Raw genomic sequence first — 25,723 nt, forward strand, 5'->3', positions numbered from 1 at the left:
GCGACGTTCAGCGCGCGACCGTCTCGCCCCACAGCTCCTCGACGATCTCCACGGTCGCCTCGATGTGCTGGCGCGACGACGCCCCGAACACGATCGACTCGATCTGGGGGCGGGCGTGCACCCACTCGAGCGCCTCGCGCGCCGGGATCGCGCCCGACGCGAAGACCGACATCGCGATCGGCCGGAATCGACGCGTCGCCAGCACCTCGTCGTAGGCGGCCGTGCCGCCCGACACCCGGAAGGCCAGCTTGTTCATGTTCGAGCAGACGATGGGGTTCTCGACCCCGGCGCGCTCGAGGGTCTCGAGCGCGAGCGGCAGGTTCATCGTGATGAACCCGGGCTCCGCGCCGTACCGGGAACGCACGTGGTCGGCGAAGATGGAGAACGCCGCGTCGAAGCGCAGCCCCAGCAGGAGGTCGACGACCACGTTCTGCAGGAACACGACCGGCGTCGAGAGCCCCCGGAACATCTTCATCTCGGAGTCCACGAGGAGCGTCACCAGGCCCTCGACGTCCTTGCCGGCGAACGCCCGCCCGCCGCGCATCGCCGCGTTGAGGTACCCCTCGTCGGGAAGGAAGTGACGGAGGGCGCCCAGCATGCCGTGCTCGGTCACGGCGTTGGCGTACTTGTGCGCATACGGCATGCACGGCAGGAACGTGAAGCCGTCATATCGGTCGGGATGTGCGCTCACGTGCGCCGCGACCTCGGCGATGCGCTCGTGCGTCGTGCACATGAACGAGCGCACGCCGGCCGCGTACGCACTGTCGATCACCTCGATGATCGCTCCCGTGTCCTGGAACCGCATCGCGCTCTGGCGCGCCTTCTCCTCGGACATGTGGTTCACGCCGAAGAACTGGTTGTCGCCGAAGAGGAGCCGATCGAGTGTCATGCGTGCCGCTCCGACCGGCGAGCCGCCCGTGCCGCTCGCCATCCGTGCGCCTGCGGCTCGACGACCTTCGCGATGGCGTCGTCGGGGTGCAGGAAGCGCTCGATCACCACGTCGGTCACGGCCGCGCTGGTGAAGTCGTTGACCGGGTCCCACGTCTCGCCGCGCTTCGCTCGTTCGACCGAGCGCACGAAGTGGTCGAGCTCGGCGCTGTACTCCTCGCCCCGCAGGTAGAAGCCCACCGGTGGCGTCAGCGCCGTCGTGTTCGCCACGGTCCAGCCGCGCCGGTACCCGTCGGGCACCGTGGCGGTGTCGCGGAGGAACACCTGGATCTCCTGGCGATCGGCGAGGATCTTTCCGTGGTCGCCCCACAGGGTGACGCGCGTGGTCATCTTGCGGTACGACTCATCCGACCAGTTCACCGACAGCTGCGCGCTCGCGCCGCTCGCGTAGCCGAGGGTGCCGTAGATCTCGTCGTCGGTCTCGGCCGAGAATACCCGGCCGAGCACCGCGCCGGTCACCGAATCGGGCTCGCCGAGGTACCAGCCCAGCAGGTCGAGCGGATGCGCCGCATAGTCGTAGAGCGCTCCGCCGCCGGCCGAACGCCGACTGCGCCAGGTCTCGCCCTTGGGGCGGAGTACCACCGGCCCGTAGGCCTCGGCCAGCGCATGACTGACCTGGCCGATGGCGCCGGCGTCGAGCAGTCGCTTCACCTCGCCGAAGGTGCCGACGAAGCGGTTGTGGTAGCCGACCTGGGTGACCAGGCCGAGTTCGGCGGCCCGCTCCGCGAGGCGCATGGAGTCGGCCGCGCTCAGTGAGAGGGGCTTCTCGCAGAACACGTGGATGCCGCGGTCGAGGGCGGCGCCCACGAGGTCGACATGCGAGGCGGACGGAGTCGCGATGAGCACGCCGTCGAGGTCTGCCGTGTCGAGCATGCGCTGCGCATCGGTGTACTTCGCCACGCCGGTGTACTTCTCGAGCACGTCGAGCAGGTAGCCCATCGAGTCGCACACGCCGGCGACCTCGACCGAGGGGTGCGCCCCCAAGATCGACAGATGCGAGATGCCCATCTTCCCGGCGCCGACGACCCCGATCCTGATCATCGGACCTCCCGGGGATGCGCGCGCGCGGATGTCTGCGGCCCATCCTATCTGCGCCGGGCATCCCGCCGATAGGATGCAGGCACCCCTTCAACGAGTGGCAGGGAGGTGGCATGAGCTCGCCCCCGATCACTGCTGTCGTCCCCACTCACAACCGTCCAGAGATGATGCGGCGGGCGGTCGAAAGTATTCTCGCGCAGGAATATGACGGGCCGATCGAGGTCATCGTCGTCTTCGACGCGTGCGATCCGGTGCTGCCCGAGGTGGAGGTCCCGGCGGGGCGCACCCTCCAGGGCGTGGTGAACGAGCGGGTCCGCGGCCTCGCCGGCGCGCGGAACACCGGCATCACGGGGGCGTCCCATGAGCTCGTGGCGTTCCTCGACGACGACGACGCCTGGATGCCGGGCAAGCTCGCCGTGCAGGCGGAGGCATTCGACCGCCATCCCGCCGCGCTGCTCGTGGGCACGGCGATGATCGTCGACGACGGCGAGCGGACGCACGAACGCCTCGTCGGCTCGACCCTGGTCGACCACACGATGCTGTTGCACGACCGGCTCCCCGGACTGCACTCCAGCAGCTTCGTGGTGCGCCGTTCCGCGCTCATGGGTGACCTGGGCCTCATCGATGAGGCGCTGCCGCGCAGCTACGGCGAGGACTACGACCTCCTCCTGCGAGCGACCGCGCTCGGCGAGGTCGTCGTCGTCGACGAGCCGTTCGTCACTGTGACCTGGCAAGGACAGTCGTACTTCTTCGGGCGGTGGAAGGACTACGCGGACGCCCTGGAGTACCTCCTCGCGAAGCATCCCGACTTCGCCGAGCACCGGAGGGCGGTCGGGCGCATCGAATCGCAGATCGCGTTCGCGCGCGTCTCGGCCGGCCAGCGGGAGGAGGGGCTCCGATGGGCGAGGCGTTCACTTGCCCATTCCCCGACGCAGGTCAAGGCCGCACTCGCCATGCTCATCGCCGCGCGCGTGCTCACCACCGAGCAGGTGACCCGGATCGTCCAGCGGTTCGGGAAGGGCATCTGAGATGCGGGTGCTCATCGTCTGCTCGTCGGGAGGTCACCTGACCCAGGCGCTCGCCCTCCGGGACTGGTGGTCGCAGCACGAGCGGTCGTGGGTCACCCTGCCCACCGAGGACGCCCGATCCCGCCTCGTCGGCGAGCGCGTGGTGGAGGCGCACTACCCGACCGTCCGGAACCTCCCCAACCTCCTTCGGAACTTCCGCCTGGCGCGCCGCGTGCTCCGCGAGGTGCGACCAGACCTCGTGTTCAGCACCGGGGCGGCGATCGCCCTTCCGTTCTTCACGCAGGCGCACCATTACGGCGCTCGCACCGCGTTCCTCGAGCCCGTCGACCGCATCACCACGCCGTCGCTGAGCGGCCGACTCGTCTACCCGTTCTCCGACGCCTTCCTCGTGCAGTGGGCGTCGCTGCAGTCGGTCTATCCCGAGGCCCGCGACATCGGAGTGGTGCTGTGAGCGCCAGGACGGTGGTCGTGAGCGCGGGCAGCTACCACCTGCCGTTCCAGCGGCTCGTCGACTGGATGGCGCCATGGGTCGCCGAGCACCCCGAGGTCCACGTGCTCATGCAGCACGGTCCCAGTCGTCCACTCCCGGGGGCCGAGAACCACGACGTGCTCCCGTACGGCGAGCTGCTCGAGCGGTGCCGGACCGCCGACGCCATCGTGCTGCAGGGCGGCGCCGGTGGCGTCATGGACATGCGGGCCATCGGTCGCGTCCCGATCGTCGTCCCGCGGGTCCCGGTCGACGACGAGGTCGTCGACGAGCACCAGCTCATCTTCACCGAACGGGCGGAGCGGCTCGGCGCCGTGCACCGGGCGATCACGCGGGAGCAGCTCTGGTCCTGCCTCGACCGGATGCTCGACGGCGGCATCGCCACGTCGGCGCCGCGGCCCGAGCCGACGCCGGGGGTGGTGGCCGCGGCATCCGTGCTCGGAACGCTCCCGGGCCGGCTGCCGCTGCGGGCGAGAGTCGCCCGACTCGGCCGCTCGGCCCGGGGCGTCCTCTTCGGTCGCTGACCGCGGCTGGTCAGGCGAAGCGACCGAGGACCGGGAGTTCCCTCCAGAGTGCGACGATGCCCAGCCGGCCGCGGAGCAGCCAGAGGGCGCCGGCGTACACCAGGCCCACGGCCGCGAGCCCGACGACCAGCGCACCGAGCGACGTGCCGAGCGTCAGGCGGACGATGCCCATGCCGATCCCGAAGACCCCGCTCGCGATGAGCATCGCCGGGAGCAACGGACGCGGTCGCAACCACACGCCCATCCTGCGGTGCACCTGCCACGCGGCGATGCCGGTATCGGTGAGGCCGACGACGGCCCACGTGATCGCGGCGCCGATGATCCCCACGAGCGGCACGAGGGCGAGGTTGAGTGCGACGCTGGTGGCCAGCACGATCGACTTGTTGAGTACCTGCCATGAGCTCCTGCCTCCCTGCAGGATGATGCTCTGCAACATGCCGGCGCTGGACGTGACGAGCATGGTGAGACTCAGGATGAGCAGTGGCACGGCGCCGCCCTCGAACTCGGCGCCGAACACCAGGAGCACCGACGGCCCCATGATGGCGAGCGTCAGGTAGTAGGGCCAGCTGACGAGGATCATCGCCCGGGTCACGGTCGTGTGCAGCTCCCGGGTCTCCGCGAGCTCCCCCTTCGCCAGGTGACGCGAGATGCGCGGGCTCACCGCGAGGCGCATCGCCCGGTCGACGACCTGGCCCGCCCGTACCGTGCGAGTGACGACCGCGTAGATGCCCGCCTCGCCCGGCGAGGCGATGGCCGCGACGATGAGCACGTCCGTCCATTCGAGGAGGATCTCGAGCGAACCGCCGACGGCCCTCGTCGCGCTGAAGCGCCAGAACCTGCCACTCGCGTCGCCGAGCGGCTCCACCGCCCGGGCGCGCTGTCGCCAGTCCTGCCGCAGGGGCGACGCGAGCAGTCCGACGCTCACCATCACCCAGAGCGGGATGACCGCGAGCCAGGCGCCGAACGCGGTGAACGCGGTGCCCGCGGCGTACACGACCGCCCCCACGGCGATGAGTCGCACGGCGGGGTAGACGATCGTATGGACGAGCGTGTACGCCGAGATGCCGTTGACCATGCGGGAGGCGATCTGGAGCACCGCGAGCAGCGCGCCCACGCTGATGAACGGCGCCATCAACTCCAGGAACGGCCGCAGCTGGGCGCTCTCGCCCGGCGAGGCGAGCCAGTTCGCGAGCGGCTCCGAGCACACCCACACGAGCGCACCGGCGATGATCCCCAGAACGGCGACGGGGATGACGGCGATGACGACGACGCGCCAGGTCTCGCCGCGACGCTCGAACGCCTGGTGTTCGGAGATCGTCCGCACCAGGCTGCTGTTGGTCCCGAGCCGGAGCACCTGGCTCGCGATGGTGAAGAAGCCGACCGCCTGGAAGAAGAGGCCGGTGCCATAGGCGCCGAGCGCGTTGCCGATGATGACCGCGATGACGAGCGCCGAGAGCGCGGATGCCACCGATCCGATCAGGCTGAGCAGACCGCTGCGCGCGAGGCGTTCAACGCGCATGCGGTGGCCCATGGTCGAGCTTGCGGACCCAGAGCTTCGAACCGGGCGTGTACCGCTCCCGGAGCAGCAGGCCCAGGATGAGGCAGAGGCTGAGCATGTGCCGGTCGAGTCCGTAGAAGGCGCTGACCACGGTGCCGCTGATCACGGCGGCGTGCAGCCAGAGGGTCGCCGTGTTGGGTGCCGACCACGTGCGGGCGATGCCGCCGAGGAGGAACCAGGCGAAGAGGAGGAGTCCCACGAAGCCGAAGCAGAACATCGTGTTCCACAGGGCGCCCTGGGTGCCGATGGTGATCTCGCTCGTCAGTGAGGGGCGGGGTGCGCCGAACCCGAGGATCGGCGAGTCGAGCGTGCGGGCGAAGGTCTCCTCGTAGAGCAGGCTCCGCCCCTGCGTCGTGTCGACGACCTCCTGCCGCTCGACGATCGCCTCGAGTGCGCCCGAGATCGACAAGAGGAACATCACACCTGAGCTCAGGACGCACACCCAGAGGAACGCGAGCCACTTGCCCCGCAGGAGCAACCGGATGACGACGTACGCGAGGCCCACGGCGACGCCGATGAACAGGCCACGATTGCTCGAGGCCACGGCCGGCGGTACCGCCAGCGCCGCGCCGAAGAGCACGAGGAGCAGGGCGCGCGCCGTGCCGCGCTCGAGCGCCCAGGCCACCGCCGCGGGCGTGAGGATCACGAGCGCGGCGCCCCAGCCGTTCGTGTACGCGAAGGGTGCCGATGGGCGCACGAACGGTTCCTCAGCGCCCCATGGGTCCTGGACCTCGGAGAACTTGGGGAACACGAGGTCGTTGACGTACTCGTTGTCGAGGATCCCACCGGGCAGGAGACGCCCGACCGTGAACGTCAGGATCCCGTCGGGCCAGAGGATGCCGAGGTATCCCGCCAGGATGATGAAGAACCACGTGAAGGTGAGGCCCGCGAGCACGCGCCGCGGCGTCAGGGTCGAGCGGGCGTTGATGAGGTAGACGAGCGCGATGGCCACACCCGCGAACTGGGCGAAGCGCATGCCGAAGCCCAGCACCCGGCCCAGTGAGTCGAGCATGAGCGCGCACGGCAGCATCCAGACGACGAAGGCCAGCCAGGGGATGGTGCCCGGGACGAGCTCGACGCGCCCGCGATAGACGAGGTAGGCGAGCATCGGCACGGAGACGACCAGCAGGTAGAAGGGCAGCATGCCGAACGCCCACCACGCAGGCAGCCCCCACAGCAGGATGAGGATGGGCCAGGCAGGCAGTTCGCGCTGCGTCGCCGGTCGCGTTCCCGCGGCCACGTGCGCGCCCGAGCCGGCGCGCGCGCCCGCGGCAGCGCGGACGCCGGCGTCGGCCGTGGCCGCTCGTCCCGACGTGCCGACGGTGACGGTCACGCGACCGGAGTCCGGACTCCGGCGCGGAGCGCTCGGTACTTGCGGACCAGCGAGAGCGCGGCGACCCCCGCGGTGAACAGGAACAGAGCCACGTATGCGGTGAGGAACACCGGCATCCAGGCGGACGTCGCCACGATGAGGTAGGTCACTCCCACGTCGTACGGCAGTTTCGCGAAGGAGAGCCAGACCGGGGCATCCGGTCGTGGCGCCTCGCCGCCCGCTGACAGCTTCTCCGCCAGGGTCTGCGCGAAGAACCACACCGACGACAGCAGGGCGAACGCGGCGGCCGTCGACACGAAGACCAACGGCTCACCGGCGCGCACCAGGAAGACGAGGACGGCGACGTGGAACAGCGGCAATCGCGCGGCATCGACGACGTGGTCGAGCCATTCACCCGCCACGGAGCCGGAGCCCGTGAGCCGCGCGAGTTGGCCGTCGGCCGAGTCGAGCGCATATCCGCCGAGGAGCAGCGCCGAGGCGCCGATCGCCGCCGGCGGCGAGGGCGGCGCGAGCACCAGCACGAGCATGCCGGCAAGCGACAGGATGCCGCTGAGGAGCGTCACCTGGTTCGGGGACAGCCGCAGGACATAGGCGGCCGCAGCGGCACGGCGTCCGAGACCCCGATTGACCCAGCGGAGGTACGCGGGAACTCCGGCGCCCGGCTTCTGCGCCGCCGCGAGCCGGCTCACCGCCTCACGGTAGTTCCGTCGTTCGCCTGCAGTGGTCAATCGGGGTCCCGGTGCCATGTCACCGTGTCGCCGACAGGACGAGCTGGAAGCTCAGGTCGGGCGATGTGCGGTAGTTGAGGTGGGTGGACGCCGTCAGGACGTTGGTCCCTGCGACCAGGAGGCCCGCAGGAACCGCGACTTCGACCTGGTTGGCCACCGCCGTGCTCGTTCGAGGTGCAGCCGTCGCGAACGTCGACTGGCTGATCGTGCCGGCCGGGAGGTTCGCGCGGCCGATCTCGGTGCCGTTGAGGAAGACGATCGCGCCGTCGTTCGCCACGAACCGCAGCGTGACCGTCTGGAGCGCGCTGGGGTCGCTCACGGTGAACGTGTTGCGGAACCGGGCACTCAAGGGGCGCGGAGACGGCGCGCCCACCGAGATGTCGGTGCCGAGACCGGTCGAGTTGAACCCCAGCGGGGCCGGGCCGACGGCCCACGAGGAGTCGTCGAAGCCCGATTGCTGCCAGTCCGCCTCCCACGCGCTGCCGTCGTAATCCCAGCGCCAGTTCGCCGTCTGCGGCACGAGGGTCACGTTCGGGTCGACCGGTTCGGCAGGCGTCGTGACCTGTGCGGTCCCGGCAGGCGACGTCGAGGCGCCCGCGATGGCGACCACGCTGTACTGGTAGGTCGTCGATGCCGCCAAGCCGCTGTCGGCGAAGCTCATCGTCGACCCCGGCACGCGCGCCACCTCGACGCCGTCCCGCCGCACGGCGTACTCGGTGACGCTCCCGGGCGAGGGGTGCGTCCACGAGACGTCGACGGTCGAGAAGCTCGTCGCACTCGCCGTCACGGTCGGTGCCGCGAGCGGCGCAGGCGTGCCCCGCTTCGCCGTGAACCGCAGGTCGAAGCTGAGGTCGGGCGACGTGCGGTAGTTGAGATGCGTCGAGGCGGCGATCACGTTCGTCCCACTGACGAGCAGCCCGCTGGGCACCGTGAACTGGACGCGGCTGGATACCGCGGCCGTCGTTCGCGGAGCGGCGCTGGCGAACGTGTTCTGGCCGATCGTGCCGGCCGGCATATTGGCCCGCCCGATCTCGACGCCGTTCACGGACACCACCACGCCATCGTCGGCGACGACGGACACGACGCCGTTGATCACGGTCGCTGGGTCACTCACCGTGAACGCCTTGCGGAACTGCGCGCTCAGCGGGCGCGGGCTCGGCGCTCCGACCGAGATGTCGGTCGCGATGGTCGTAGACCCGAATCCGAGGAACGACGCACCGGTCGACCAGGCTCCGTCGTTGTAGCCGATGTCGCGCCAGTTCGTCGCCCAAGCCGTGGAGTCGTAGCGCCAGCGCCACGAATCACCGGTGGACGCGAAGGTGAGATCACTCGCGCTCGGCGGGTTCACCAGAGCGACCGCTGACGTCGCCGAGCGGTTGCCGGCCGCATCGACGGCACGCACGAAGTACTTCACCGGCGCGCTCTCGACGGGAACGGAGAGCTCCTGCGCGGTCGTGGACTCGACGACCTTGTTCCCTCGGATCACCTCGTACTTCGCGACGCCGCGATTGTCGGTCGAGGCGCTCCAGGACAGCAGGGCGTGGGTGGCATCCGTCGGGGTGACCGACGCCGTCGGCGCCGACGGCGCGGCCGCGTCACGCGGGGCGAACCTCGAGAAGCCGGCCGCCCACTGGTTCACCTGTCCGGCCCGGGTGGAGTACAGGAGGTCTCCGCCCGCCCACAGCGTGCCAGTCGAGTCCTGGAAGATCGCCCACACGCCGAACCCGCGACGGGCCTGGGTGATCGGGTTGAAGTCCTGGAGGTACTTGCCGGTCGCGGCATCCCACCCGCCGAACAGGTTGATGCTGTCGCCCTGCGTCCAGTTCGTGCCGACATCCGACCACGCGAAGGCGTTCTCGTAGGAGAAGTCACCGCAGTGGCATCCGCCGAAGACGGTGTCGGCATTCGCCTCGACCACCTGGAAGTCGCCGCCGGCCTTCGTGATGCTCCCACTCGTTCGGGTGAACGTGTTGCGGTCGTAGCCGAACAGGCTGTGCTCGGATCCGCCCGAGTACACCTTGCCGGCGGCCTCCGCGACGCCGAGCTGCCAGATGTTGCCCGTGAAGTTCGTGCCGGGCTTGCTGAACTGCGGGGCCCACAGGGGCTGCACCAGCGGCGCGCCGCTGGCGGTCTGGAAGGCCGCGTCGCTCAGCGTCTGGGTGGCCCCGCTCTGGCGGAAGTAGCCCGAGTAGTACGCCCGCGTGCCGTCGCCGGCGGCCTCGACCCCGACGCTGGTGCCGTTGAGGTTCGGGTTCCACTGGTTGTCGGGCCCGCCGGCGGCGAGGTTGATCCGGCCGCCGTTCCACGAGCTGGAGGTCACGCCGTTCGATCCGACGAGGTGCGTGAACGAGCCAGACAGGTAGAGGAATCCGCCCTGGAGCGAGAAGCCACGGACCTGCACGGTTCCGCCCGCCGTGCGGTTCTCCACGTCGACCTGCCAGCCGGGCGCGGTCTGGCCCGTGGCCGGGTCGAGCACCACGAAGCCGGAATGCGGTTGACCGTTCACCGTGGTGAATTGGCCGCCGACCGCCAGGCGTCCGTCGGGCAGTCCGATGATGGACTTCACCTGGTTGTCCAACTGCGGCACGAAGGTCGGCTTGAACTCCCCGGTGTTCACGTCGAACGCTGCGAGGTAGGGTCGCTCGATCTTGCTGGTGCCCGTGGAGGTCGCCGACTTCTGCACGTAGCGGAAGTTGCCGCCCACGTACACGGTGTTCCCGACCTGGCCGAACGCGGCCACCTCGGTGTTGAGCTCGCCGTCCACGCCGTTCGCCTGGCCGGTCACGCCCCACACCGTGCGAAGCGCATCGCTGTCGGGCTGTGCCCGGAGGGTCTGCGCCGGCGCCCCGCCGTCGGGGATCGTGCCGAAGTCCATCTGGGAGATCCGCAGCTGGGGACGCAGGTAGACCTGCGTGAACGGACGGGCGCCCCCGAGCCCGTTCGTCGCGGAGTAGAGGTAGGAGGTGGCAGCGGTCTGGCCGAGCACCTGGGAGCCGAAGGAGAATCCGCCGACCCAGCCCTGCGCCGCGCTGATGCCCTGGTCGACGCGCCGGAACTGCGAGTTGCTGCCGAAGTTGGCGGTCGTGCCGCCGGAGCCGGCGACCCCATCGAACTGGTAGGTGCCGACCGGGTGCTCACCCCGGAACGTCCACACCCAGCGGTCCCGCTTGGGCATCGTGAACCGCGCCTCCTGCCAGGTCGTACCGGTCGTGTTGGTCGCACGACGGAGCCGGATGCCGTCGGGGACGGCGCTCACCTTGCCGTTGTTCAGCAGGCCGTCGATCATCTGCGACGGAAGCTGCGCCACGGTGAATGCATCGGGCCCGGTCACGGTGTTGCGGAGCACGTCGGGCGTGCGCAGGCCGTGGTAGTAGTTCTTCCAGCCCTCGCGGCCCCGACCGACGAGGACCCATCCGCCACCGCTCGTCGTCATGTCGCAGTAGAACTGCTCCGGCGCCTTCAGCGCGGGCGTGAGCAGCCAGTACACGCCGTCGGGTGAGGCGGGAACGTTCTGCTTCACCTCCCAGCAGGAGCCGGCCGCGGTGCGCTGACTCAGCCCGTCGGGCGTCGGCTCGGCCGCCGCCGCGGGTGACGGGGGCGATCCGGTGAACATGAGCAGGGATGCCGCGATCGCGGCGGTGGCCATGAGAGCGATCGTCGTTCGTGCTCCGAGTCGGGTTCGGGGCGAGGTGTGGATGTTCATCAGGGTTTCCTTGCTCATTCGGGACATGAGGCGCCATCGGGGATCTCGTGGGTCGAGATTCTCCAGACGCCGTCCGTGAAGACGGCGCCGTAGAGGTGCAGCACCGGGTGTCCGGGCTGGTAGAGCTGATCGCCGACTGACTTGCCGGCGCTGTCGAGGACGTCGAGTCCGCTGGTGTCGACGCAGACTTCGAGGAGGGCGGTGGGAGGGGCGGACGTGAGGTCGATGGACCGGACGGCGACGCTGGTGACCTCGGCGGCGCCGACCTGGGTGTAGCCGAGCTGCTTCCGCTCGACGGCGAGCGCCTCGAGTTCACCGCGGACGAAGCCCGTCGCGATCGCGTCGATCCCCTCGGTGCCGCCGTCGGCACGCTGCAAGATCTCATTGCCTGCGGCCACGAGATCCTCGACCGCCACCGTGGCGGCGACCGTCGCGGTCTCCTCATCGCCGAGGGGGGCCGGCTCGGGCGTCGCGACGGAGAGCGGCGGCGGCGGTTCCTCCGTGGGCTCGACGGTCGATTGCGCCGAGGTGTCGATCGGGGGCTGCGTCAGGTTCGCGGAGAGGGCGATCGCCCCGGCGATCACCGCCCCGCCCGCGACGAGGGCCGCGCCGATGATCCAGCCCGTACGACGAGAACGCGGGTTCTGGGGCCGAAGCTCGTCTTCGGGACCGCGGTCGTCGTCGGAACGGAGGTCATCGTCGAGGCGGCGTGGGGTCATGGCGTGCTCCCGAGGGGGTCGACGGTGGCGGCGAGGGCCGCGTGCTGGAGGCGGAAGTCGTCGACGGTCGAGCGGAGGCCGTCGGTCAGCGGGATCGACGCGCTCCAACCGAGCGCGGTGACGCGGGAGACGTCGAGCAGCTTGCGGGGCGTGCCGTCGGGCATCGTCGGGTCGAACTCGAGTCGGCCCTCGAACCCGACCGCATCGGCGACGAGGCCGGCGAGTTCGCGGATCGTGAGGTCGACGCCCGTGCCCACGTTGAGGTGCGCGAGCGTTCCGCCGAGCACCTCGTCGAACTCGGACCGAGGTCGTTCCATGACGTGCACGCTCGCTCGGGCGAGGTCGTCCACGTGCAGGAACTCCCGCCGTGGCTCGCCCGTCCCCCAGATGACGACTTCCGGGGCGCCGGTCTCGCGGGCCTCATGGAAGCGACGGATGAGTCCTGGGATGACGTGGCTCCGCGTGGGGTGGTAATTGTCGCCCGGACCGTAGAGGTTCGTCGGCATGATGGCCCGGTAGTCGCGGCCGAACTGCGTGCGGAGGCTCGCGCAGAGGGTGATCCCGGCGATCTTCGCGACCGCGTAGGGCTCGTTCGTCGGCTCGAGAGGACCGGTGAGCAGCGCCTCCTCGACCATCGGCTGGGTGGCGAACTTGGGATAGATGCACGATGAGCCGAGGAAGAGCAGTCGATCGACGTCGTGGGCGTGAGCGGCCCAGATCACATTGGCCTCGATCATCAGGTTCTCGTAGACGAAGTCGGCGGGCAGCATACTGTTCGCGTAGATGCCGCCCACCTTCGCCGCGGCCAGGACGACCTGGTCGATGTGCTCGCTCGCGAAGAACCGCTGGACCCGGGCCTGGTCGGTGAGGTCGAGTTCGGCGCGGGTGCGTGTGATGATCTCGGCATAGCCCAGCGAACGAAGGCGCCGCTCGATCGCCGAGCCCACCATTCCGCGGTGTCCGGCGACGAAGATTCGGAGGTCGGTGGGGTGCATGCTCATCCCTCCGCGGTGACCAGTGTCGGGTAGCCGAGCGACTTCAGCAGCGCGGTCTGCTTGGCGACGTCGAGATCGGCGGCGACCATCTCGGCGCAGAGCTCGCGGACACCGATCTCGGGCATCCAGCCGAGCTCGAGCTTCGCCTTCGTCGGATCGCCGAGCAGGGTCTCCACCTCGGCGGGCCGGAAGTACCGGGGGTCCACTCGCACGATGACGTCGCCGGGCGCCACACCCGGTGCGTCGTCGCCGATGACCTCGTCGACCACGCCGACCTCGCCGAGTCCCGAGCCCTCGAAGCGCAGGGTGACTCCGACCTCCTCGGCGGCCCATCGCACGAACTGGCGGACCGAGTGCTGGATGCCCGTCGCGATCACGAAGTCCTTCGGCTCCTCGCGCTGCAGCATCATCCACTGCAGGCGCACGTAGTCGCGCGCATGCCCCCAGTCGCGTCGGGCGTCGAGGTTGCCGAGGTACAGGCAGCGCTCGAGGCCCTGGGCGATGTTCGCGACGGCGCGGGTCACCTTGCGCGTCACGAAGGTCTCTCCACGCCGGGGGGACTCGTGGTTGAAGAGCACGCCGTTGCAGGCGTACATGCCGTAGGACTCGCGGTAGTTCACCGTGATCCAGTAGGCGAAGAGCTTCGACGCGGCATACGGCGACCGAGGGTAGAACGGGGTCGACTCCCGCTGCGGCACCTCCTGCACCTTCCCGAACAGCTCGGAGGTCGAGGCCTGGTAGAACCGAACGTCGTCCATGCGAAGGAGTCGAACCGCCTCGAGCAGCCGCAGGGTGCCGAGGGCGTTGACGTCGGCCGTGTACTCGGGCTCCTCGAAGCTGACGGCGACATGCGATTGCGCGCCGAGGTTGTAGATCTCGTCGGGTTCGACGTCCCGCACGATCCTGGTGATGTTCGACGCGTCGGTGAGGTCGCCGTAGTGGAGGAACAGCTGTGCATCCTCGGCGTGCGGGTCCTGGTAGATGTGGTCGATCCGCTGCGTGTTGAACTGGGAGGACCGGCGCTTGATGCCGTGCACCTCGTACCCTCGCTCCAAGAGGAACTCGGCGAGGTACGAGCCGTCCTGGCCCGTGATGCCCGTGATGAGTGCGCGCTTGGCCATGGTGTCAGCCCTCGCCCTCGGTGCGCTCGGGAGCCTCGGGCTCCTGGAGTGCGGACAGCGCCCGCCGGAGGATGGTGCTCGAGGTCGTCACCGTGTAAGGGAAGTACACGACTTCCACCCCGACCTTCGCGAAGGCCCGCTCCAGGTCGCGACCACGTCGTGTGCCCTTCCAGTCGTCGCCCTTGAAGTAGATGTCGAACCGGACCTCGTTCCACGTCTCGAGCTTGTCGAGTGCGGTCTCGGGGTACGCCTCGTCGACGAACGAGATGTGCCGGACGATCTCGAGCCGCTCGCTGAGCGGGACGATCGGGCCGTGGCCCCTGGTCGCCACGAGCGCCTCATCGGCGACGACGCCGGCCACGAGGTAGTCGCAGGCGCTGCGCGCGTGCTTGAGGATGTTGAGGTGGCCGATGTGGAAGAGGTCGAAGGCGCCCCCGGCGTAGCCGATGCGCGCACCCTCGGGGCGCGCGACGGTCTGGTCGATGTCGGCCATCAGTACGCCCCCTTCGGACGAAGCACCGTCTTCACCGTGCGCCACACGATCATGAGGTCGCCGAGGAGCGACCAGTTCTCGACGTAGTAGAGGTCGAGCCGGACGCTCTCCTCCCAGCTCAGGTCGGAGCGCCCGCTGATCTGCCAGAGGCCCGTGAGGCCGGGCTTGATCATCAGCCGACGCTTCACCTTCTTCTCGTAGCACTCCGCCTCGGCGACGAGTGGCGGCCGCGGTCCGACGACGCTCATGTCGCCGACGAGGATGTTCCAGAACTGGGGCAGCTCGTCGAGCGAGTGCGAGCGCAGCTTCCGGCCGATGCGCGTGACGCGCGGATCGTTGCGGAGCTTGAAGAGCACGCCCGAGCCCTCGTTCTGGTCGAGCAGTCCCTCGAGGTCCCGTTCGGCGGTCTGCACCATGGAGCGGAACTTCAGCATCTCGAACGTCTGGCCATCCCGCCCGCACCGGGTCTGCCGGAACAGGATCGGACCTGGGCTGTCGAGCCGCACCAGCAGCGCGATGATGAGCATGAGCGGGGAGAGCAGCAGGAGCGCCGTGCCCGAGAACGCGATGTCGAAGGTGCGCTTGACCGCATGGCGCCACCCGGCGAAGGTCGGGATCTCGACGTGGAGGAGCGGCAGGCCTTCGACGGGTCGGAAGTGGACCCGCGGCCCGGCGACGTCGGTGAGCCGCGACGAAAGGACCAGCTCGGTCGCGGTGCCCTCGAGATCCCAGCTCAGCTGCCGGATCGCGTCGCCGCCGTCGCCGTACTGCCCGGTGACGATCACGGCGTCGGCGTGGTGGGCCGACGCGGCGGTGGCGGCGCCGGCGGTGCCTGAGACGACGGGGATGCTGCTCCCCGCCACCGTCAGTTCCGTGCGGTCGTCGTCGACCGCCGCGCCGACCACGACGAACCCGGCTCCGGCGTCGCGTGCGATCTGCCGGGCGACGTATTCGACGTCGTGGCGCGCGCCGACCACGATCGCTCGGGAGAGGTAATTGCCTCGTCGGCGTTGGAGGAAGAGCCACCGTCGCCACTTCCAGCGACCGACCAGCAGGGCGATCGCGCCGGTCGGGGCGGCGACGAGGAGGTACCAGCGCGCGCCGGGGGTCTCGGGGAGGACGAGGAGCAGGATGGCGCCGAGCCCGAAGGCGGTCGCGGTGGCGTTGAGCACGCGCTTGTACTCGGCTGCGCCCACGCCGATCACGTGCGGATCCCGCGAGCGGAAGGCGCTGAGCGCCATGAGCCAGATCGCCGCGGTGATGACCGGGATGCCCGCCGGCTGGAGCCACCCGTCGGCCGCGACCGGCGGCCCGAGCACCATGATCCGCACCGTGACGGCCGCGAGCGTCGCGGCCACGACGACAGAGACGTCGGTGAACCGCAGCCGATCGCGATAGCGGCGCGCCCACCGCAGGCCGGAGGCCGACCAGACGCGGTCGGATGTCGCGACGGCACGTCGGTCTTCGGCGTCGGAGGTCGGCGCCGGTGCGGCGGGCGTGATCCTCGACGGGAGGCCGCTCATGCTCGCGACCGGAGTCGGCTGGAGAATGTGCGGATGTTCAAGGGTCGGCGAGGTCGCCGACAGGTTGCAGGCTTCATCGTGCTTCTTCGATTGGGGACTCGGGATTCGAAGAATGACCGGAGGGGACCGGTTGGAAGCGGCCTGCTGTCGTGCAGGATACGGCAGCTGGTCGTGCGGTGTGCCATCCCAGGGGAAGGATGAGTTCATCTCACAGGGGAGAGATGTGTCATCGACGTTACGCGTGCAACCGCCTTGGCGCGTTACCCAGAACGGGGGGCGACGAGGGGGTTGACCCGCACGTGCTCAATTGACGAGGATTCGTCGTTTCGCCGAGCGGCAGTGACTCGGGGGTACGCGATTCAGCCGGCGAGCGCCGCGACGATCGCCTGCCCGAGCTGCACGGGCTTGGTGAACTGGGGCCAGTGGCCGGTGGGCAGGTCGACGTAGTCGACGTGCTTCACCTTGGCCAGCTCGGCCGTGAAGGGCGACCCTGCCGCGATCCACTCGACGAGGGCGGCGCTCGGGAACTCGCACGCGATGACGGTGATGGGCACGTCGTAGCGACGCTCGTCGGCGAGCGTGATCGGGTCGTAGGCGGCGCCGACCGGCTCGGGGATCGCGCGCGCCCGGAACTCCTCACGGAGCCCCTCGTCGAGGTCGACGAGGTCGGCGTCGTCGAACTCCGACCAGTCGGGCAGCGGGATCTCGCCGTCGACGATCGGGAGTCCGTCGTTCACGGCGCTGCCGCCGGCGAGCGGCCCCGCGTCGACGTAGACCACCCGGTGGATGCGGTCGGGTCGTGCGTCGGCCACGCCGTGCGCCACGGCCCCGCCGCCCGAGTGCCCCACGAGCACGAGCGGGGTGCGCTCGTCGAACGTGTCGACGAGCCGCACGACCGCGTCGATGTGCTCGAGCAGTCCGATGCCCGCGCGGTCGGCGGTGACGGACTCCAGGCCCGGCAGCGTGACCGGGTGCACCCGGTGCCCGGCCTCCTCGATCACCGGTGTCACGCGCTCCCACGAGGACGCGTCGAGCCAGAAGCCGGGAATGAGGATGAGGTCCATGGCTCGACGCTACTGGGGGCCGCCGACACGGGTGCCCTCCGCGCCCCGCCGGTGGCGAGCACCACGATGCCGGCGGCGAGCACCACGAGCCCGACCACGCCGCCCGCGGTCAGCGTCTCGCCGAGCACGGCGACCCCGAGGACCCCTGCGGTGAGCGGCTCGGCGAGGGTCAGCGTCGACACGGTGGCGGGGGCGAGCCCACGCAGGCCTGCTCCGAACAGCACGTACGCGAGCGTCGTGGCGACGAGCCCGAGCCAGAGGGCCATGGCGAGTCCGGGCCCAGTGGCCAGCCAGGCGGCATCCGTCATCGCGAGCATCGGGGCACTCACCATCGCCGCCGTGCCGAAGAGGGCGCCCATGCTGCCCGTCGGCGTCCACCCGAGGTCGAGCAGCGCCTTGGCCGCGAGCGTGTAGACGGCATACGAGGCGCCGGCGCCGAGCGACGCGAGCAGCCCGAGCGGGTCGGCCGCGGCGTGGCCCGCGTCGGTCGCGGTGGCCAGGATCGCGACGCCCGCGGTGGCGATCGCGGTGGCGACGAGCCAGCGGTGGCCGGGATACCGCCGCCGCAGCATCCAGTCGACGGCCCCGGTGATGACCGGCGCCGAGCCGAGCGCGACGACGGTGCCGACCGCGACGCCGTTCGTCGCGGTGCCCGCGAAGAAGGCGGGCTGGTAGGCGAGCACGCCGGCGGCCCCGATGGCCACGATGACCCATGAGGGCAGCGGATGCCGCGTGCCGACGCCGGGCGTCGATGCGGTGGATGTCCCCGTCGCACCGCGTCGACGCCCGGCGAAGTGGAGGCCGAGGGCGAGGAGTCCGAGCGCACCGCCGCCGATGAGGATGCGCGCGGCGCCCACGGAGGCGGCGCTCGCGTCGGGCCCGAGGGCCTGCGCGGTCCCCGTCGTGCCGAAGCACACCGACGCGAGCAGCACGGCCACCACGAATCGCATCCCATATTGTTACACAATCCGTGACGAGGCGGGGGAAGTCGCTGACTGGCGGCGCTCCGCCCGTGCCTCGCACCCCGTCGCGGGCCGGTAGGCTCGCGGATGTCGCGGGCGACCGGCTGCGACGGGTGCCCGCCCCGCGGCATCCGCCCGGCCACCCGAACCCGAGCCGCCGCGACATCCGTCGACCCGAATCGGAGGAGCCCTGTGCGCGCCGTGCTCGTGAACGCCTTCGGTGAGCAGCCCACCCTCGCGGACGTTCCCGAACCCGCGTGCCCGCCGCGCGGCGCCGTGGTCCGCGTGCGCGCCACCGGCGTCTGCCGCAGCGACTGGCACGCCTGGATGGGCCACGACGACACCGTCGTGCTGCCCCACGTGCCCGGCCACGAGTTCGCCGGCGAGATCGCCGAGCTCGGCTCCGAGGTCGACCCCGGGGCCGGCTGGAAGGTCGGCGACCGCGTCACCGCACCCTTCATCTGCGCCTGCGGCCGCTGCCCCGAATGCCTCGCCGGCAACGAGCAGGTGTGCGACGCGCAGTCCCAGCCGGGGTTCACGCACTGGGGCTCGTTCGCCGAGCTCGTGGCGGTCGACGAGGCCGCGCTCAACCTCATCCGGCTGCCCGACTCGCTCGGCTTCGTCGAGGCGGCGTCGCTCGGCTGCCGGTTCGCCACCGCCTACCGCGCCATCGTGTCGCGCAGCCGGCTCGCTCCGGGCGAGCAGATCGCGGTGCACGGATGCGGCGGCGTCGGCCTCTCGGCGATCATGATCGCCGTCGCGGCGGGCGTGAAGGTCTTCGGGGTGGATGTCTCCGACGCGGCCCTCGACGCCGCCGAGAAGCTGGGCGCGGTGCCGGTGCGCGGCGGCGAGGGCGCGGCCGAACGCATCCTCGAGGCATCCGGCGGCGTCGACGTGTCGGTCGACGCGTTCGGGAGCGGCGAGACGTCGTTCGCCTCGGTGCGGAGCCTGAAGAAGCGCGGCCGCCACGTGCAGATCGGCCTCATGTTCGGCGACAGCGCGCTCGCCGCGATGCCGATGGACGCGGTCATCGCCGGCGAGCTCGAGATCCTCGGCAGCCACGGCATGGCGGCCCACGAGTACCCGTCGATGCTCGGCGCGGTCGCGTCGGGCGACTTCCGCCCCATCGAGCTCGTCGGTCGCCGCATCACGCTCGACGAGGTGCCCGCGGCGCTCGACGCGATGGGCACGGCCGGCGCATCCGGGTCGGGCATGACCGTCGTCGAGCTGTAGCTCGCACCCCCTTGTGGGAACGCCCGGCGTTCCCTAACCTGAGCGGTACGCCATCAGGTGACACGAGTCACTCACCGCGTCACGTGCCACGACGACGTCAGCGACGACGCCCGGCCGTGCGTGGTGCGCGCTCACCCTCGACGAGGAGGACACGACCGAATGAGCACCACATCACGACGCGCGCGCCGGTCGCGACGCATCGCCACGGCACTCGCCGTCACGGCGGTGATCACCGTCGCCGGCGCCGCGGGCGCCGCCAACGCCGCGCCCGGCCAGCAGATCGATCCCTTCGCACCCGACTTCGGGCCGAACGTGGCGATCGTCTCGCCCGACACCCCGCAGGACGAGGTGCAGGCCATGCTCGACGACCTCGCCGACGCACAGGTCGACGCCGAGATGTCGACCGCCCGGCACAGCGTGCTCTTCCTGCCCGGCGCCTACGGCACCGCCGCAGACCCGCTGCAGGCGCGCGTCGGCTACTACACCGAGATCGCCGGGCTCGGCGCCTCGCCCGACGACGTCGACGTGACCGGCAAGATCGAGGTCTACAACCGCTGCCTCGCCGACGGCGGCACGTCGAACTGCCTCGCGCTCGTCAACTTCTGGCGCACGATCTCGAACCTGTCGCTCCAGGTGAACGGTACCGGCCAGGACGGATGCCGCGGGTCGGCGAACTTCTGGGCCGTGTCGCAGGCGGTGTCGATGCGGCGCCTCGACATCTCGGGCGGCAACCTCTCGCTCATGGACTACTGCACCGCGGGCCCCCAGTACGCGAGCGGCGGCTTCATCGCCGACTCGCGCCTGCCGTTCGTGATCAGCGGCTCCCAGCAGCAGTGGCTCACCCGCGACAGCGCGGTGGCGGGCTGGTCGAACGCAGTCTGGAACCAGGTGTTCTCGGGGGTCGAGGGCGCACCGGATGACGCGGCCTTCCCGAACCCGCCGTACACGACGCTCGACGAGACGCCCGTGAGCCGCGAGAAGCCCTACCTCTTCGTCGACGAGAGCGGACGCTACGCCGTGCGCGTGCCCTCGGCGAGCACCGGAACCCGGGGCATCACGTGGGCCGACGGCGAGACGCCCGGACGCACCATCCCGATCACCGACTTCCACATCGCCAAGCCGGGCGACTCGGTCGGCTCGATCAACTCCGCCCTCGCGAAGGGCAAGCACCTGCTGCTCACCCCCGGCGTGTACGACATCGCGAGCAGCATCAACGTGAAGCGCGCCGACACCGTCGTGCTCGGCATGGGCCACGCGACGCTCACGGCGATCGACGGCGCCGTGCCGCTCAAGGTGCACGACGCGCCCGGCATCGTGGTCGCCGGCGTCACGATCGACGCCGGCACGGTCGAGTCGCCCGTGCTGCTGCAGGTCGGACAGCCCGGCAAGGGCCACGCGAAGCAGCTCGACCCGGCCAACCCGATCACGCTCTCCGACGTGTACTTCCGCGTCGGCGGCCCGCACATCGGCAAGGCCGACACCGCACTCGTCGTGAACAGCGACCACGTGCTCATCGACCACACCTGGGTGTGGCGCGGCGACCACGGCGTCGAGGGCTTCACGAACGGCGTGAACGGCGACACCGACCGCTGGAACACGAACACCGGGCGGGTCGGCGTGGTCGTGAACGGCGACGACGTCACCGCGACCGGCCTGTTCGTCGAGCACTTCCAGACGTACAACACGGTCTGGAACGGCGAGCGGGGCACGACGGTGCTCTACCAGAACGAGCTGCCCTACGACCCGCCCACCCAGGCGGACTGGACGCAGCCCGACGGCACGCTCGGCTACCCCGGCTACAAGGTGGCCGACGACGTGACCGAGCATGCGCTCTACGGCGCCGGCGTCTACGTGTTCAACCAGAACACCCCGTCAATCGTCACCGCGAACGGGTTCGAGACGCCCGAGGGCGAGGGCATCTCACTGCACCACATCATGACGGTGAACCTCAGCGCCGGAGTCATCGAGCACGTCGTGAACGGGTACGGCGGCACGGCCGACACCTCGGTGATCGGCACGCCCCAGTACGTCACGGACTACCCGCTGCCGTGACGCGGGACGCACTGACGCGTTGACTCGTTGACGCGCTGACGCACTGCACGTCGAGTCGCCGGCGATGACCGCTCCGGATGCCCCGGGGCCGGTCGTCGCCGGCGATTCGCGTCCTGCCGGCGCCGCTACGCGGACTCGCGCGCGACGAGCGTCGGCGGGTCATGCGGCCGGGTCGGGGGAGCCGCGCCGTCGAGTGCGGCGAGCACGCACGCCGCCAAGTACGACGCCTCGTGCTCGATCGACTGGGTCACGGTCGTGAGTGGCGGCGACGCGAGCGCGGCGAGCGGCACGTCGTCGACGCCGATGACGGCGAGGTCGGCGGGCACCGCCAGCGCGGCATCCCTCGCGCCCGCGAGCACGGCGAACGCGACCTCGTCGTTGTAGGCGGCGACCCCGTCGACGTCGGCCTGCGTCCAGGCGGCGACGGCTGACGCCGCCGACTCGGGGTCGACGCGCACCGGAATCACGAGCGGCTCGGCGAGCCCGTGCTCGACGCACGCCGCACGCACGCCGGCGAGCCGCCGCTCCGCGAAGTCCGCGACCCGCCGGTCGTCGGTCGTGGCGTAGCCGAGGCGGCGGCAGCCACGCGCGATGAGCCGCCCGGCCTGCATCCGTCCGATGCGCGGCTGCGGATCCTCGAGCGCCGCCGCCTCGGTCGCATCGACGTCGTCGCCCACGACCTGGATGCCCGCCTGCCGCATCGCCCGCACGTCCTCGGGGTCGAACGGCGCGAGCCCGACCACCGTGCGCGGGGTGACGGCCCGCCACAGGTGGGCGAGGGGGCGATCGCCGCGCACGTGGTGCACGAGTACCGAGAGGTCGCGCTCGGCGAGCTCGTCGGCGAGGTGGTCGAGCATCGTCTCCACGACGGGGCCGACCGGCCAGTCGGGCAGCACGCAGAGCACGAGGTCGCTGCGTCCGCTGCGCAGGGCCCGGGCGGCCGCCGAGGGCGCGTAGCCGAGCCGTGCCGCGGTCTCGAGCACTCGCCGTCGGGTCGACGGCGACACCGAGACGCCCGCCTTGTCGTTGAGCACGTAGCTCACCGTCGTCCGGGACACCCCGCTCTCGCGTGCGACATCCGCACTCGTCACTCCACCCACGGCACCTCCGGATCCTCGCCTGCCTGCACCCTAGTCGCGCGCGCGGCGATGCGTCGGCGCGAGGCATCCGGAACCGTCGTCGCAGGGTGTCGCCGCGCACGCCCCCGGGCCAGAATGGGCAGATGGATCCCGTGGCCGCACTCGAGGAGATCGCCTTCCTGCTGGAGCGCGACCGCGCATCGTCGTTCAAGTCCAAGGCGTTCCGGCGGGCGGCCGATGTGATCGGCGCCTACTCCGCCGAGGAGCTCGCGGCCCGGGTGCACGACGGTCGCCTGAAGCGCACGAAGGGCATCGGCGACACGACCTACGCGGTGATCGCCGAGGCCGTCGACGGCGACGTGCCGTCCTACCTCGCCGACCTCCGCGAGAAGCACGGCCCGGCGGTCCCCGCGGCCGGGCTGCGCGCACAGCTCAAGGGCGACCTGCACAGCCACACCGAGTGGTCCGACGGCACCACGCCGATCGGCACGATGGCCCGCGCCGCGCAGCTCGTGGGTCTCGAGTACCTCGTGATCAGCGATCACTCGCCGAACCTGACGATCGCCAACGGGCTGAGCGCCGAGCGGCTGGCACAGCAGCTCGAGGTGCTCGACGAGCTCGACGCGGCGAACGAGGCGAGCGGCGGCATCCGGCTGCTCTCGGGCATCGAGACCGACATCCTGCTCGACGGCACGCTCGACCAGTCGCCCGAGATGCTCGACCGGCTCGACGTGGTGGTCGCGAGCGTGCACTCGAAGCTGCGCACCGAGTCCCGCGAGATGACCCAGCGGATGCTGGGCGCCATCGCCGACCCGCGCATGAACGTGCTGGGCCACTGCACGGGCCGCCTCGTCGAGGGCTCGCGCGGCACGCGGCCGCAGTCGACGTTCGACGCGAAGGCCGTGTTCGCGGCGTGCGCCGAGCACCACGTGGCGATCGAGATCAACTCCCGGCCCGAGCGTCAGGACCCGCCCGACGACCTGATCCAGCTCGCACTCGAGGCCGGATGCCTCTTCAGCATCGACACCGACGCGCACGCGCCGGGCCACTTCTCGTTCCTCGACCTCGGCGCCGCCCGGGCGGAGGCCAACGGCGTGCCTGCCGAGCGCATCGTCACGACGTGGCCGGCCGATCGCCTGCTGGAGTGGGCGGCGGCGAAGCGCTAGGCGCGTCCTGCCAGGGCCGCCTGACGGCGTCCACCACGGCGTCGATGGTCGCGTCGTCGACCGGCAGGCCCGCCTCGGCCAGGCGCTGCCTCGCCATCGAGCGCAGGTCGTCGACGTGGCCGAGCTGGTCGTCGCCCCGCATCTGCTGCGCGACCCCTTCGATCTTCTCGTCGCTGGTGGCCTCGTCGTGACCGTCTTCGATGGGTGCGTCCTGGGTGTCCATGCCTGCAGCGTGACATGGGCGGGCGCTCGCCGCCGCCCCTTGACAGCGGTCTCACACGTCAGGGAGCTCTGGAGTCAGCGGTGCCGACACGGGAACGCGTTCCGGTCGCGTCGGCTTCCGCGCCGTCGGCGCCGGCGTCGGCACCGGTGGGGTCGGTGTCGGCGTCGGTGTCGGCTCCAGTGGGACGGCCTTCGAGGGCGTGCGCGGCTGGATGGGCTGGTCGATCCGAGTCGTCGGAGCGGGCTCGGGCATGACCATGAGCCCCGCGTTCGAATTGGCTGAGCCCGCGAGCAGTTCGAGCCACTCGCGGTTGAGCAGCGGATGCCGGTTGCCCGAGTAGACGAACTCCAGCCCGATGGCCGGGCCGATCCAGCACACCGAATCGTGGCCGCCCTCATCACGCCAGGTGAAGGTGAACGACTCGCGGCGACGAAGCTTGTTGATGATGACGACCTGGAGGTGCGCGAGGATGCGGTCGTCGATCATGAGGGTCGTGGTGCTGTGGTAGACCAGCATGCCCAAGGGGGGCCTCCGAACTCGTTCTGCCTCCGTGTCGTCGGGTCGCCGACGCGGATGCGGTGCGGGTCGCTCGTGCAACGGTTCCCCCCGACCGTCGGTTCGGCCCGACCACGCGTCCAAGGTACGATCTGTGAGACTGAGGATCCCTCGGCACAGGCTCGCTGTTCCGTGTTCGGACGTGGTTGTACCGATTGCGGACGATCGGCGTCGACGGAGTCATGTCCGGTCGTCCGAATGGGACCGGCCGGGTCGGAAGGAGGACCGCGCGTGGTCGCACTGGAGCACCAGTCCCGGTCGTTCGACGACCTCGACTCCGCGCACGACTGGTTCGCGGAGTACTTCCCCGAGCGCCGGTTCGGGGTGGACGACGCCGGGCGATTCCACGTGCGGGTCCGCTTGTCGACGGCCGGCCGGTTCTCCTTCATCGACTCCGCATGGACGGCCCCGGGAACGGCGACCGGCGGCACCGAGGACCTGACCGTGATCAGCGGTGAGGGTCGCGACTACCACCTGACGCACGGCCCGACCGACCTCGACCCCTGCCAGCCGCTGCTGGCGCCGGTGGAGGGCCTCTCCGTGCGATGGGACGAGCGGCGCAGCTCCGTGGTCGCGCTGCAGTTCGCCGCGGTCGAGCGGATCGCCCGCGTCGCGACCGGGAACGACGGGCTCCGCCTGCGGCGCACCGGCCTCGTGGCCAACTCGCCCGAGACCCTCGAGGAGTGGTCGACGGTGCTCGGCGCCGTCCGGTCGTCGCTCGACCGCGAGCCCGACCTCCTCGATGCGCCGCTGGTCGCGAACGCGACGTTCCACCGCCTGGCCACCGCGTTCCTCCACGCGTTCCCCACGAACTGGCTCGACTCGGCCGACGCGGGCAGGGGTGGCTCCGCGGTGGTGCGTCGAGCGGTCGAGTACATGCACGCGCACGCCGGTGAGCCCATCACGATCACGGATGTCGCGAGCGCGGTGTTCATCTCCACCCGCGGCCTGCACTTCGCCTTCACGCGGGAACTGGGGGAGTCGCCGGCCCAGGTGCTGCGGCGGATCCGGCTGGAGGGGGCGCGCTCGGACCTCCGCGCGGCCGGGCCCGATGCGACGGTCGCGAAGGTCGCCCGGGCGTGGGGGTTCGCGCATCACCAGCGGTTCGCCGACTCCTACCGGCGGGCGTTCGGCGAGCGTCCCTCCGAGACCCTGCGCTCCCGCTGACGCGCTGCGGCGGGCTGGACCAAC

The 25,723-nt window shown here is 70.7% G+C and carries 23 protein-coding genes; 7 read left to right on the forward strand and 16 right to left on the reverse strand.

Translation table 11 applies throughout. The features are described 5' to 3' along the window. Nucleotides 1-7: 7 nt before the first annotated feature. Complete coding sequence (locus tag AC1DZA_RS02075) at nucleotides 8-889, reverse strand: hypothetical protein (protein ID WP_476771514.1); 882 nt, start codon at nucleotides 887-889, stop codon at nucleotides 8-10. Then, the gene (locus tag AC1DZA_RS02080) at nucleotides 886-1,989 is read right to left on the reverse strand and encodes a Gfo/Idh/MocA family protein (protein ID WP_476771515.1); all 1,104 of its coding nucleotides are present in this window, start codon (nucleotides 1,987-1,989) and stop codon (nucleotides 886-888) included. Before AC1DZA_RS02080 ends, AC1DZA_RS02075 begins: the two co-directional genes overlap by 4 nt. A 110-nt stretch (nucleotides 1,990-2,099) precedes the next feature. On the opposite strand from AC1DZA_RS02080, the gene AC1DZA_RS02085 reads away from it, so the two are divergent. From AC1DZA_RS02085 to AC1DZA_RS02095, 3 genes are read left to right on the forward strand one after another with little or no spacing between them, the layout of a single operon-like run. After that, the gene (locus AC1DZA_RS02085; RefSeq protein ID WP_476771516.1) at nucleotides 2,100-3,014 is read left to right on the forward strand and encodes a glycosyltransferase family 2 protein; all 915 of its coding nucleotides are present in this window, start codon (nucleotides 2,100-2,102) and stop codon (nucleotides 3,012-3,014) included. A gap of 1 nt (nucleotide 3,015) precedes the next feature. Beyond that, nucleotides 3,016-3,465, forward strand: coding sequence for a UDP-N-acetylglucosamine--LPS N-acetylglucosamine transferase (locus AC1DZA_RS02090; RefSeq protein WP_476771517.1), 450 nt, complete (start codon nucleotides 3,016-3,018; stop codon nucleotides 3,463-3,465). After that, entirely contained in the window at nucleotides 3,462-4,025 is a 564-nt protein-coding gene (locus AC1DZA_RS02095; RefSeq protein ID WP_476771518.1) for a glycosyltransferase, read from the forward strand. The genes AC1DZA_RS02090 and AC1DZA_RS02095 overlap by 4 nt, the downstream gene beginning before the upstream one ends. A 10-nt stretch (nucleotides 4,026-4,035) precedes the next feature. On the opposite strand, the gene AC1DZA_RS02100 is transcribed toward AC1DZA_RS02095, so the two are convergent. The 11 genes from AC1DZA_RS02100 to AC1DZA_RS02150 form a co-directional block, all read right to left on the reverse strand. Then, on the reverse strand, nucleotides 4,036-5,544 hold the full coding sequence (locus AC1DZA_RS02100) for an oligosaccharide flippase family protein (protein ID WP_476771519.1): 1,509 nt from the start codon (nucleotides 5,542-5,544) through the stop codon (nucleotides 4,036-4,038). Further along, the gene (locus tag AC1DZA_RS02105) at nucleotides 5,534-6,916 is read right to left on the reverse strand and encodes a hypothetical protein (RefSeq protein ID WP_476771520.1); all 1,383 of its coding nucleotides are present in this window, start codon (nucleotides 6,914-6,916) and stop codon (nucleotides 5,534-5,536) included. The genes AC1DZA_RS02100 and AC1DZA_RS02105 overlap by 11 nt, the downstream gene beginning before the upstream one ends. Then, a complete protein-coding gene (locus AC1DZA_RS02110; RefSeq protein WP_476771521.1) occupies nucleotides 6,913-7,605 on the reverse strand; it encodes a CDP-alcohol phosphatidyltransferase family protein in 693 nt (230 codons plus the stop codon). Before AC1DZA_RS02110 ends, AC1DZA_RS02105 begins: the two co-directional genes overlap by 4 nt. Before the next feature lie 58 nt (nucleotides 7,606-7,663). Next, nucleotides 7,664-11,290 carry a fibrinogen-like YCDxxxxGGGW domain-containing protein gene (locus tag AC1DZA_RS02115; protein WP_476771522.1) on the reverse strand — a complete coding sequence of 1,209 codons (3,627 nt, stop codon included), beginning with the start codon at nucleotides 11,288-11,290 and terminating at the stop codon, nucleotides 7,664-7,666. Nucleotides 11,291-11,361: 71 nt separating this feature from the next. Then, nucleotides 11,362-12,066: a hypothetical protein gene (locus AC1DZA_RS02120; RefSeq protein ID WP_476771523.1), complete on the reverse strand. Its 705-nt coding sequence runs from the start codon at nucleotides 12,064-12,066 to the stop codon at nucleotides 11,362-11,364. Beyond that, on the reverse strand, nucleotides 12,063-13,061 hold the full coding sequence (locus AC1DZA_RS02125; protein ID WP_476771524.1) for a GDP-L-fucose synthase family protein: 999 nt from the start codon (nucleotides 13,059-13,061) through the stop codon (nucleotides 12,063-12,065). Before AC1DZA_RS02125 ends, AC1DZA_RS02120 begins: the two co-directional genes overlap by 4 nt. 2 nt (nucleotides 13,062-13,063) lie before the next feature. Continuing rightward, nucleotides 13,064-14,182 carry a GDP-mannose 4,6-dehydratase gene (gmd, locus tag AC1DZA_RS02130; RefSeq protein WP_476771525.1) on the reverse strand — a complete coding sequence of 373 codons (1,119 nt, stop codon included), beginning with the start codon at nucleotides 14,180-14,182 and terminating at the stop codon, nucleotides 13,064-13,066. Between the two features lie 4 nt (nucleotides 14,183-14,186). After that, on the reverse strand, nucleotides 14,187-14,675 hold the full coding sequence (locus AC1DZA_RS02135) for an FAD synthase family protein (RefSeq protein WP_476771526.1): 489 nt from the start codon (nucleotides 14,673-14,675) through the stop codon (nucleotides 14,187-14,189). Continuing rightward, on the reverse strand, nucleotides 14,675-16,198 hold the full coding sequence (locus AC1DZA_RS02140; protein WP_476771527.1) for a sugar transferase: 1,524 nt from the start codon (nucleotides 16,196-16,198) through the stop codon (nucleotides 14,675-14,677). The genes AC1DZA_RS02135 and AC1DZA_RS02140 overlap by 1 nt, the downstream gene beginning before the upstream one ends. Nucleotides 16,199-16,557: 359 nt before the next feature. Beyond that, nucleotides 16,558-17,262, reverse strand: a complete 705-nt coding sequence (locus tag AC1DZA_RS02145; protein ID WP_476771528.1) for an alpha/beta fold hydrolase — start codon at nucleotides 17,260-17,262, stop codon at nucleotides 16,558-16,560. Then, nucleotides 17,205-18,212 carry an EamA family transporter gene (locus AC1DZA_RS02150; protein ID WP_476771529.1) on the reverse strand — a complete coding sequence of 336 codons (1,008 nt, stop codon included), beginning with the start codon at nucleotides 18,210-18,212 and terminating at the stop codon, nucleotides 17,205-17,207. Before AC1DZA_RS02150 ends, AC1DZA_RS02145 begins: the two co-directional genes overlap by 58 nt. A gap of 204 nt (nucleotides 18,213-18,416) precedes the next feature. On the opposite strand from AC1DZA_RS02150, the gene AC1DZA_RS02155 reads away from it, so the two are divergent. After that, the gene (locus AC1DZA_RS02155; RefSeq protein ID WP_476771530.1) at nucleotides 18,417-19,457 is read left to right on the forward strand and encodes a zinc-dependent alcohol dehydrogenase family protein; all 1,041 of its coding nucleotides are present in this window, start codon (nucleotides 18,417-18,419) and stop codon (nucleotides 19,455-19,457) included. A gap of 159 nt (nucleotides 19,458-19,616) precedes the next feature. Then, nucleotides 19,617-21,509: an adenylyl cyclase gene (locus AC1DZA_RS02160; RefSeq protein ID WP_476771531.1), complete on the forward strand. Its 1,893-nt coding sequence runs from the start codon at nucleotides 19,617-19,619 to the stop codon at nucleotides 21,507-21,509. Between the two features lie 125 nt (nucleotides 21,510-21,634). Here AC1DZA_RS02160 and AC1DZA_RS02165 read toward each other — a convergent pair whose 3' ends face one another. Next, nucleotides 21,635-22,609, reverse strand: coding sequence for a LacI family DNA-binding transcriptional regulator (locus AC1DZA_RS02165; protein WP_476771532.1), 975 nt, complete (start codon nucleotides 22,607-22,609; stop codon nucleotides 21,635-21,637). A 122-nt stretch (nucleotides 22,610-22,731) separates the two neighbouring features. Between AC1DZA_RS02165 and AC1DZA_RS02170 the strand changes: the two genes are divergently transcribed. After that, nucleotides 22,732-23,754: a PHP domain-containing protein gene (locus AC1DZA_RS02170; RefSeq protein WP_476771533.1), complete on the forward strand. Its 1,023-nt coding sequence runs from the start codon at nucleotides 22,732-22,734 to the stop codon at nucleotides 23,752-23,754. Here the strand turns inward: AC1DZA_RS02170 and AC1DZA_RS02175 are convergent. Then, nucleotides 23,702-23,977: a hypothetical protein gene (locus AC1DZA_RS02175; protein WP_476771534.1), complete on the reverse strand. Its 276-nt coding sequence runs from the start codon at nucleotides 23,975-23,977 to the stop codon at nucleotides 23,702-23,704. The genes AC1DZA_RS02170 and AC1DZA_RS02175 overlap by 53 nt on opposite strands. Nucleotides 23,978-24,028: 51 nt before the next feature. Further along, nucleotides 24,029-24,493, reverse strand: coding sequence for a DUF7882 family protein (locus AC1DZA_RS02180; protein ID WP_476760574.1), 465 nt, complete (start codon nucleotides 24,491-24,493; stop codon nucleotides 24,029-24,031). 270 nt (nucleotides 24,494-24,763) lie between these two features. Here AC1DZA_RS02180 and AC1DZA_RS02185 point away from each other — a divergent pair, with 270 nt between their 5' ends. Next, nucleotides 24,764-25,699 carry a helix-turn-helix transcriptional regulator gene (locus AC1DZA_RS02185; protein WP_476771535.1) on the forward strand — a complete coding sequence of 312 codons (936 nt, stop codon included), beginning with the start codon at nucleotides 24,764-24,766 and terminating at the stop codon, nucleotides 25,697-25,699. Nucleotides 25,700-25,723 lie beyond the last annotated feature (24 nt).

It is taken from the genome of Agromyces sp. P2_B3, assembly GCF_056404815.1.

Coding starts and splice junctions, on each gene's coding strand:
- AC1DZA_RS02075 (WP_476771514.1), bottom strand. CDS start 889: ATGACACTCGATCGGCTCCTCTTCGGCGACAACCAGTTCTTCGGCGTG.
- AC1DZA_RS02080 (WP_476771515.1), bottom strand. CDS start 1,989: ATGATCAGGATCGGGGTCGTCGGCGCCGGGAAGATGGGCATCTCGCAT.
- AC1DZA_RS02085 (WP_476771516.1), top strand. CDS start 2,100: ATGAGCTCGCCCCCGATCACTGCTGTCGTCCCCACTCACAACCGTCCA.
- AC1DZA_RS02090 (WP_476771517.1), top strand. CDS start 3,016: ATGCGGGTGCTCATCGTCTGCTCGTCGGGAGGTCACCTGACCCAGGCG.
- AC1DZA_RS02100 (WP_476771519.1), bottom strand. CDS start 5,544: ATGCGCGTTGAACGCCTCGCGCGCAGCGGTCTGCTCAGCCTGATCGGA.
- AC1DZA_RS02115 (WP_476771522.1), bottom strand. CDS start 11,290: ATGGCCACCGCCGCGATCGCGGCATCCCTGCTCATGTTCACCGGATCG.
- AC1DZA_RS02120 (WP_476771523.1), bottom strand. CDS start 12,066: ATGACCCCACGCCGCCTCGACGATGACCTCCGTTCCGACGACGACCGC.
- AC1DZA_RS02125 (WP_476771524.1), bottom strand. CDS start 13,061: ATGCACCCCACCGACCTCCGAATCTTCGTCGCCGGACACCGCGGAATG.
- gmd (WP_476771525.1), bottom strand. CDS start 14,182: ATGGCCAAGCGCGCACTCATCACGGGCATCACGGGCCAGGACGGCTCG.
- AC1DZA_RS02135 (WP_476771526.1), bottom strand. CDS start 14,675: ATGGCCGACATCGACCAGACCGTCGCGCGCCCCGAGGGTGCGCGCATC.
- AC1DZA_RS02140 (WP_476771527.1), bottom strand. CDS start 16,198: ATGAGCGGCCTCCCGTCGAGGATCACGCCCGCCGCACCGGCGCCGACC.
- AC1DZA_RS02145 (WP_476771528.1), bottom strand. CDS start 17,262: ATGGACCTCATCCTCATTCCCGGCTTCTGGCTCGACGCGTCCTCGTGG.
- AC1DZA_RS02150 (WP_476771529.1), bottom strand. CDS start 18,212: ATGCGATTCGTGGTGGCCGTGCTGCTCGCGTCGGTGTGCTTCGGCACG.
- AC1DZA_RS02160 (WP_476771531.1), top strand. CDS start 19,617: ATGAGCACCACATCACGACGCGCGCGCCGGTCGCGACGCATCGCCACG.
- AC1DZA_RS02170 (WP_476771533.1), top strand. CDS start 22,732: ATGGATCCCGTGGCCGCACTCGAGGAGATCGCCTTCCTGCTGGAGCGC.
- AC1DZA_RS02175 (WP_476771534.1), bottom strand. CDS start 23,977: ATGGACACCCAGGACGCACCCATCGAAGACGGTCACGACGAGGCCACC.
- AC1DZA_RS02180 (WP_476760574.1), bottom strand. CDS start 24,493: ATGCTGGTCTACCACAGCACCACGACCCTCATGATCGACGACCGCATC.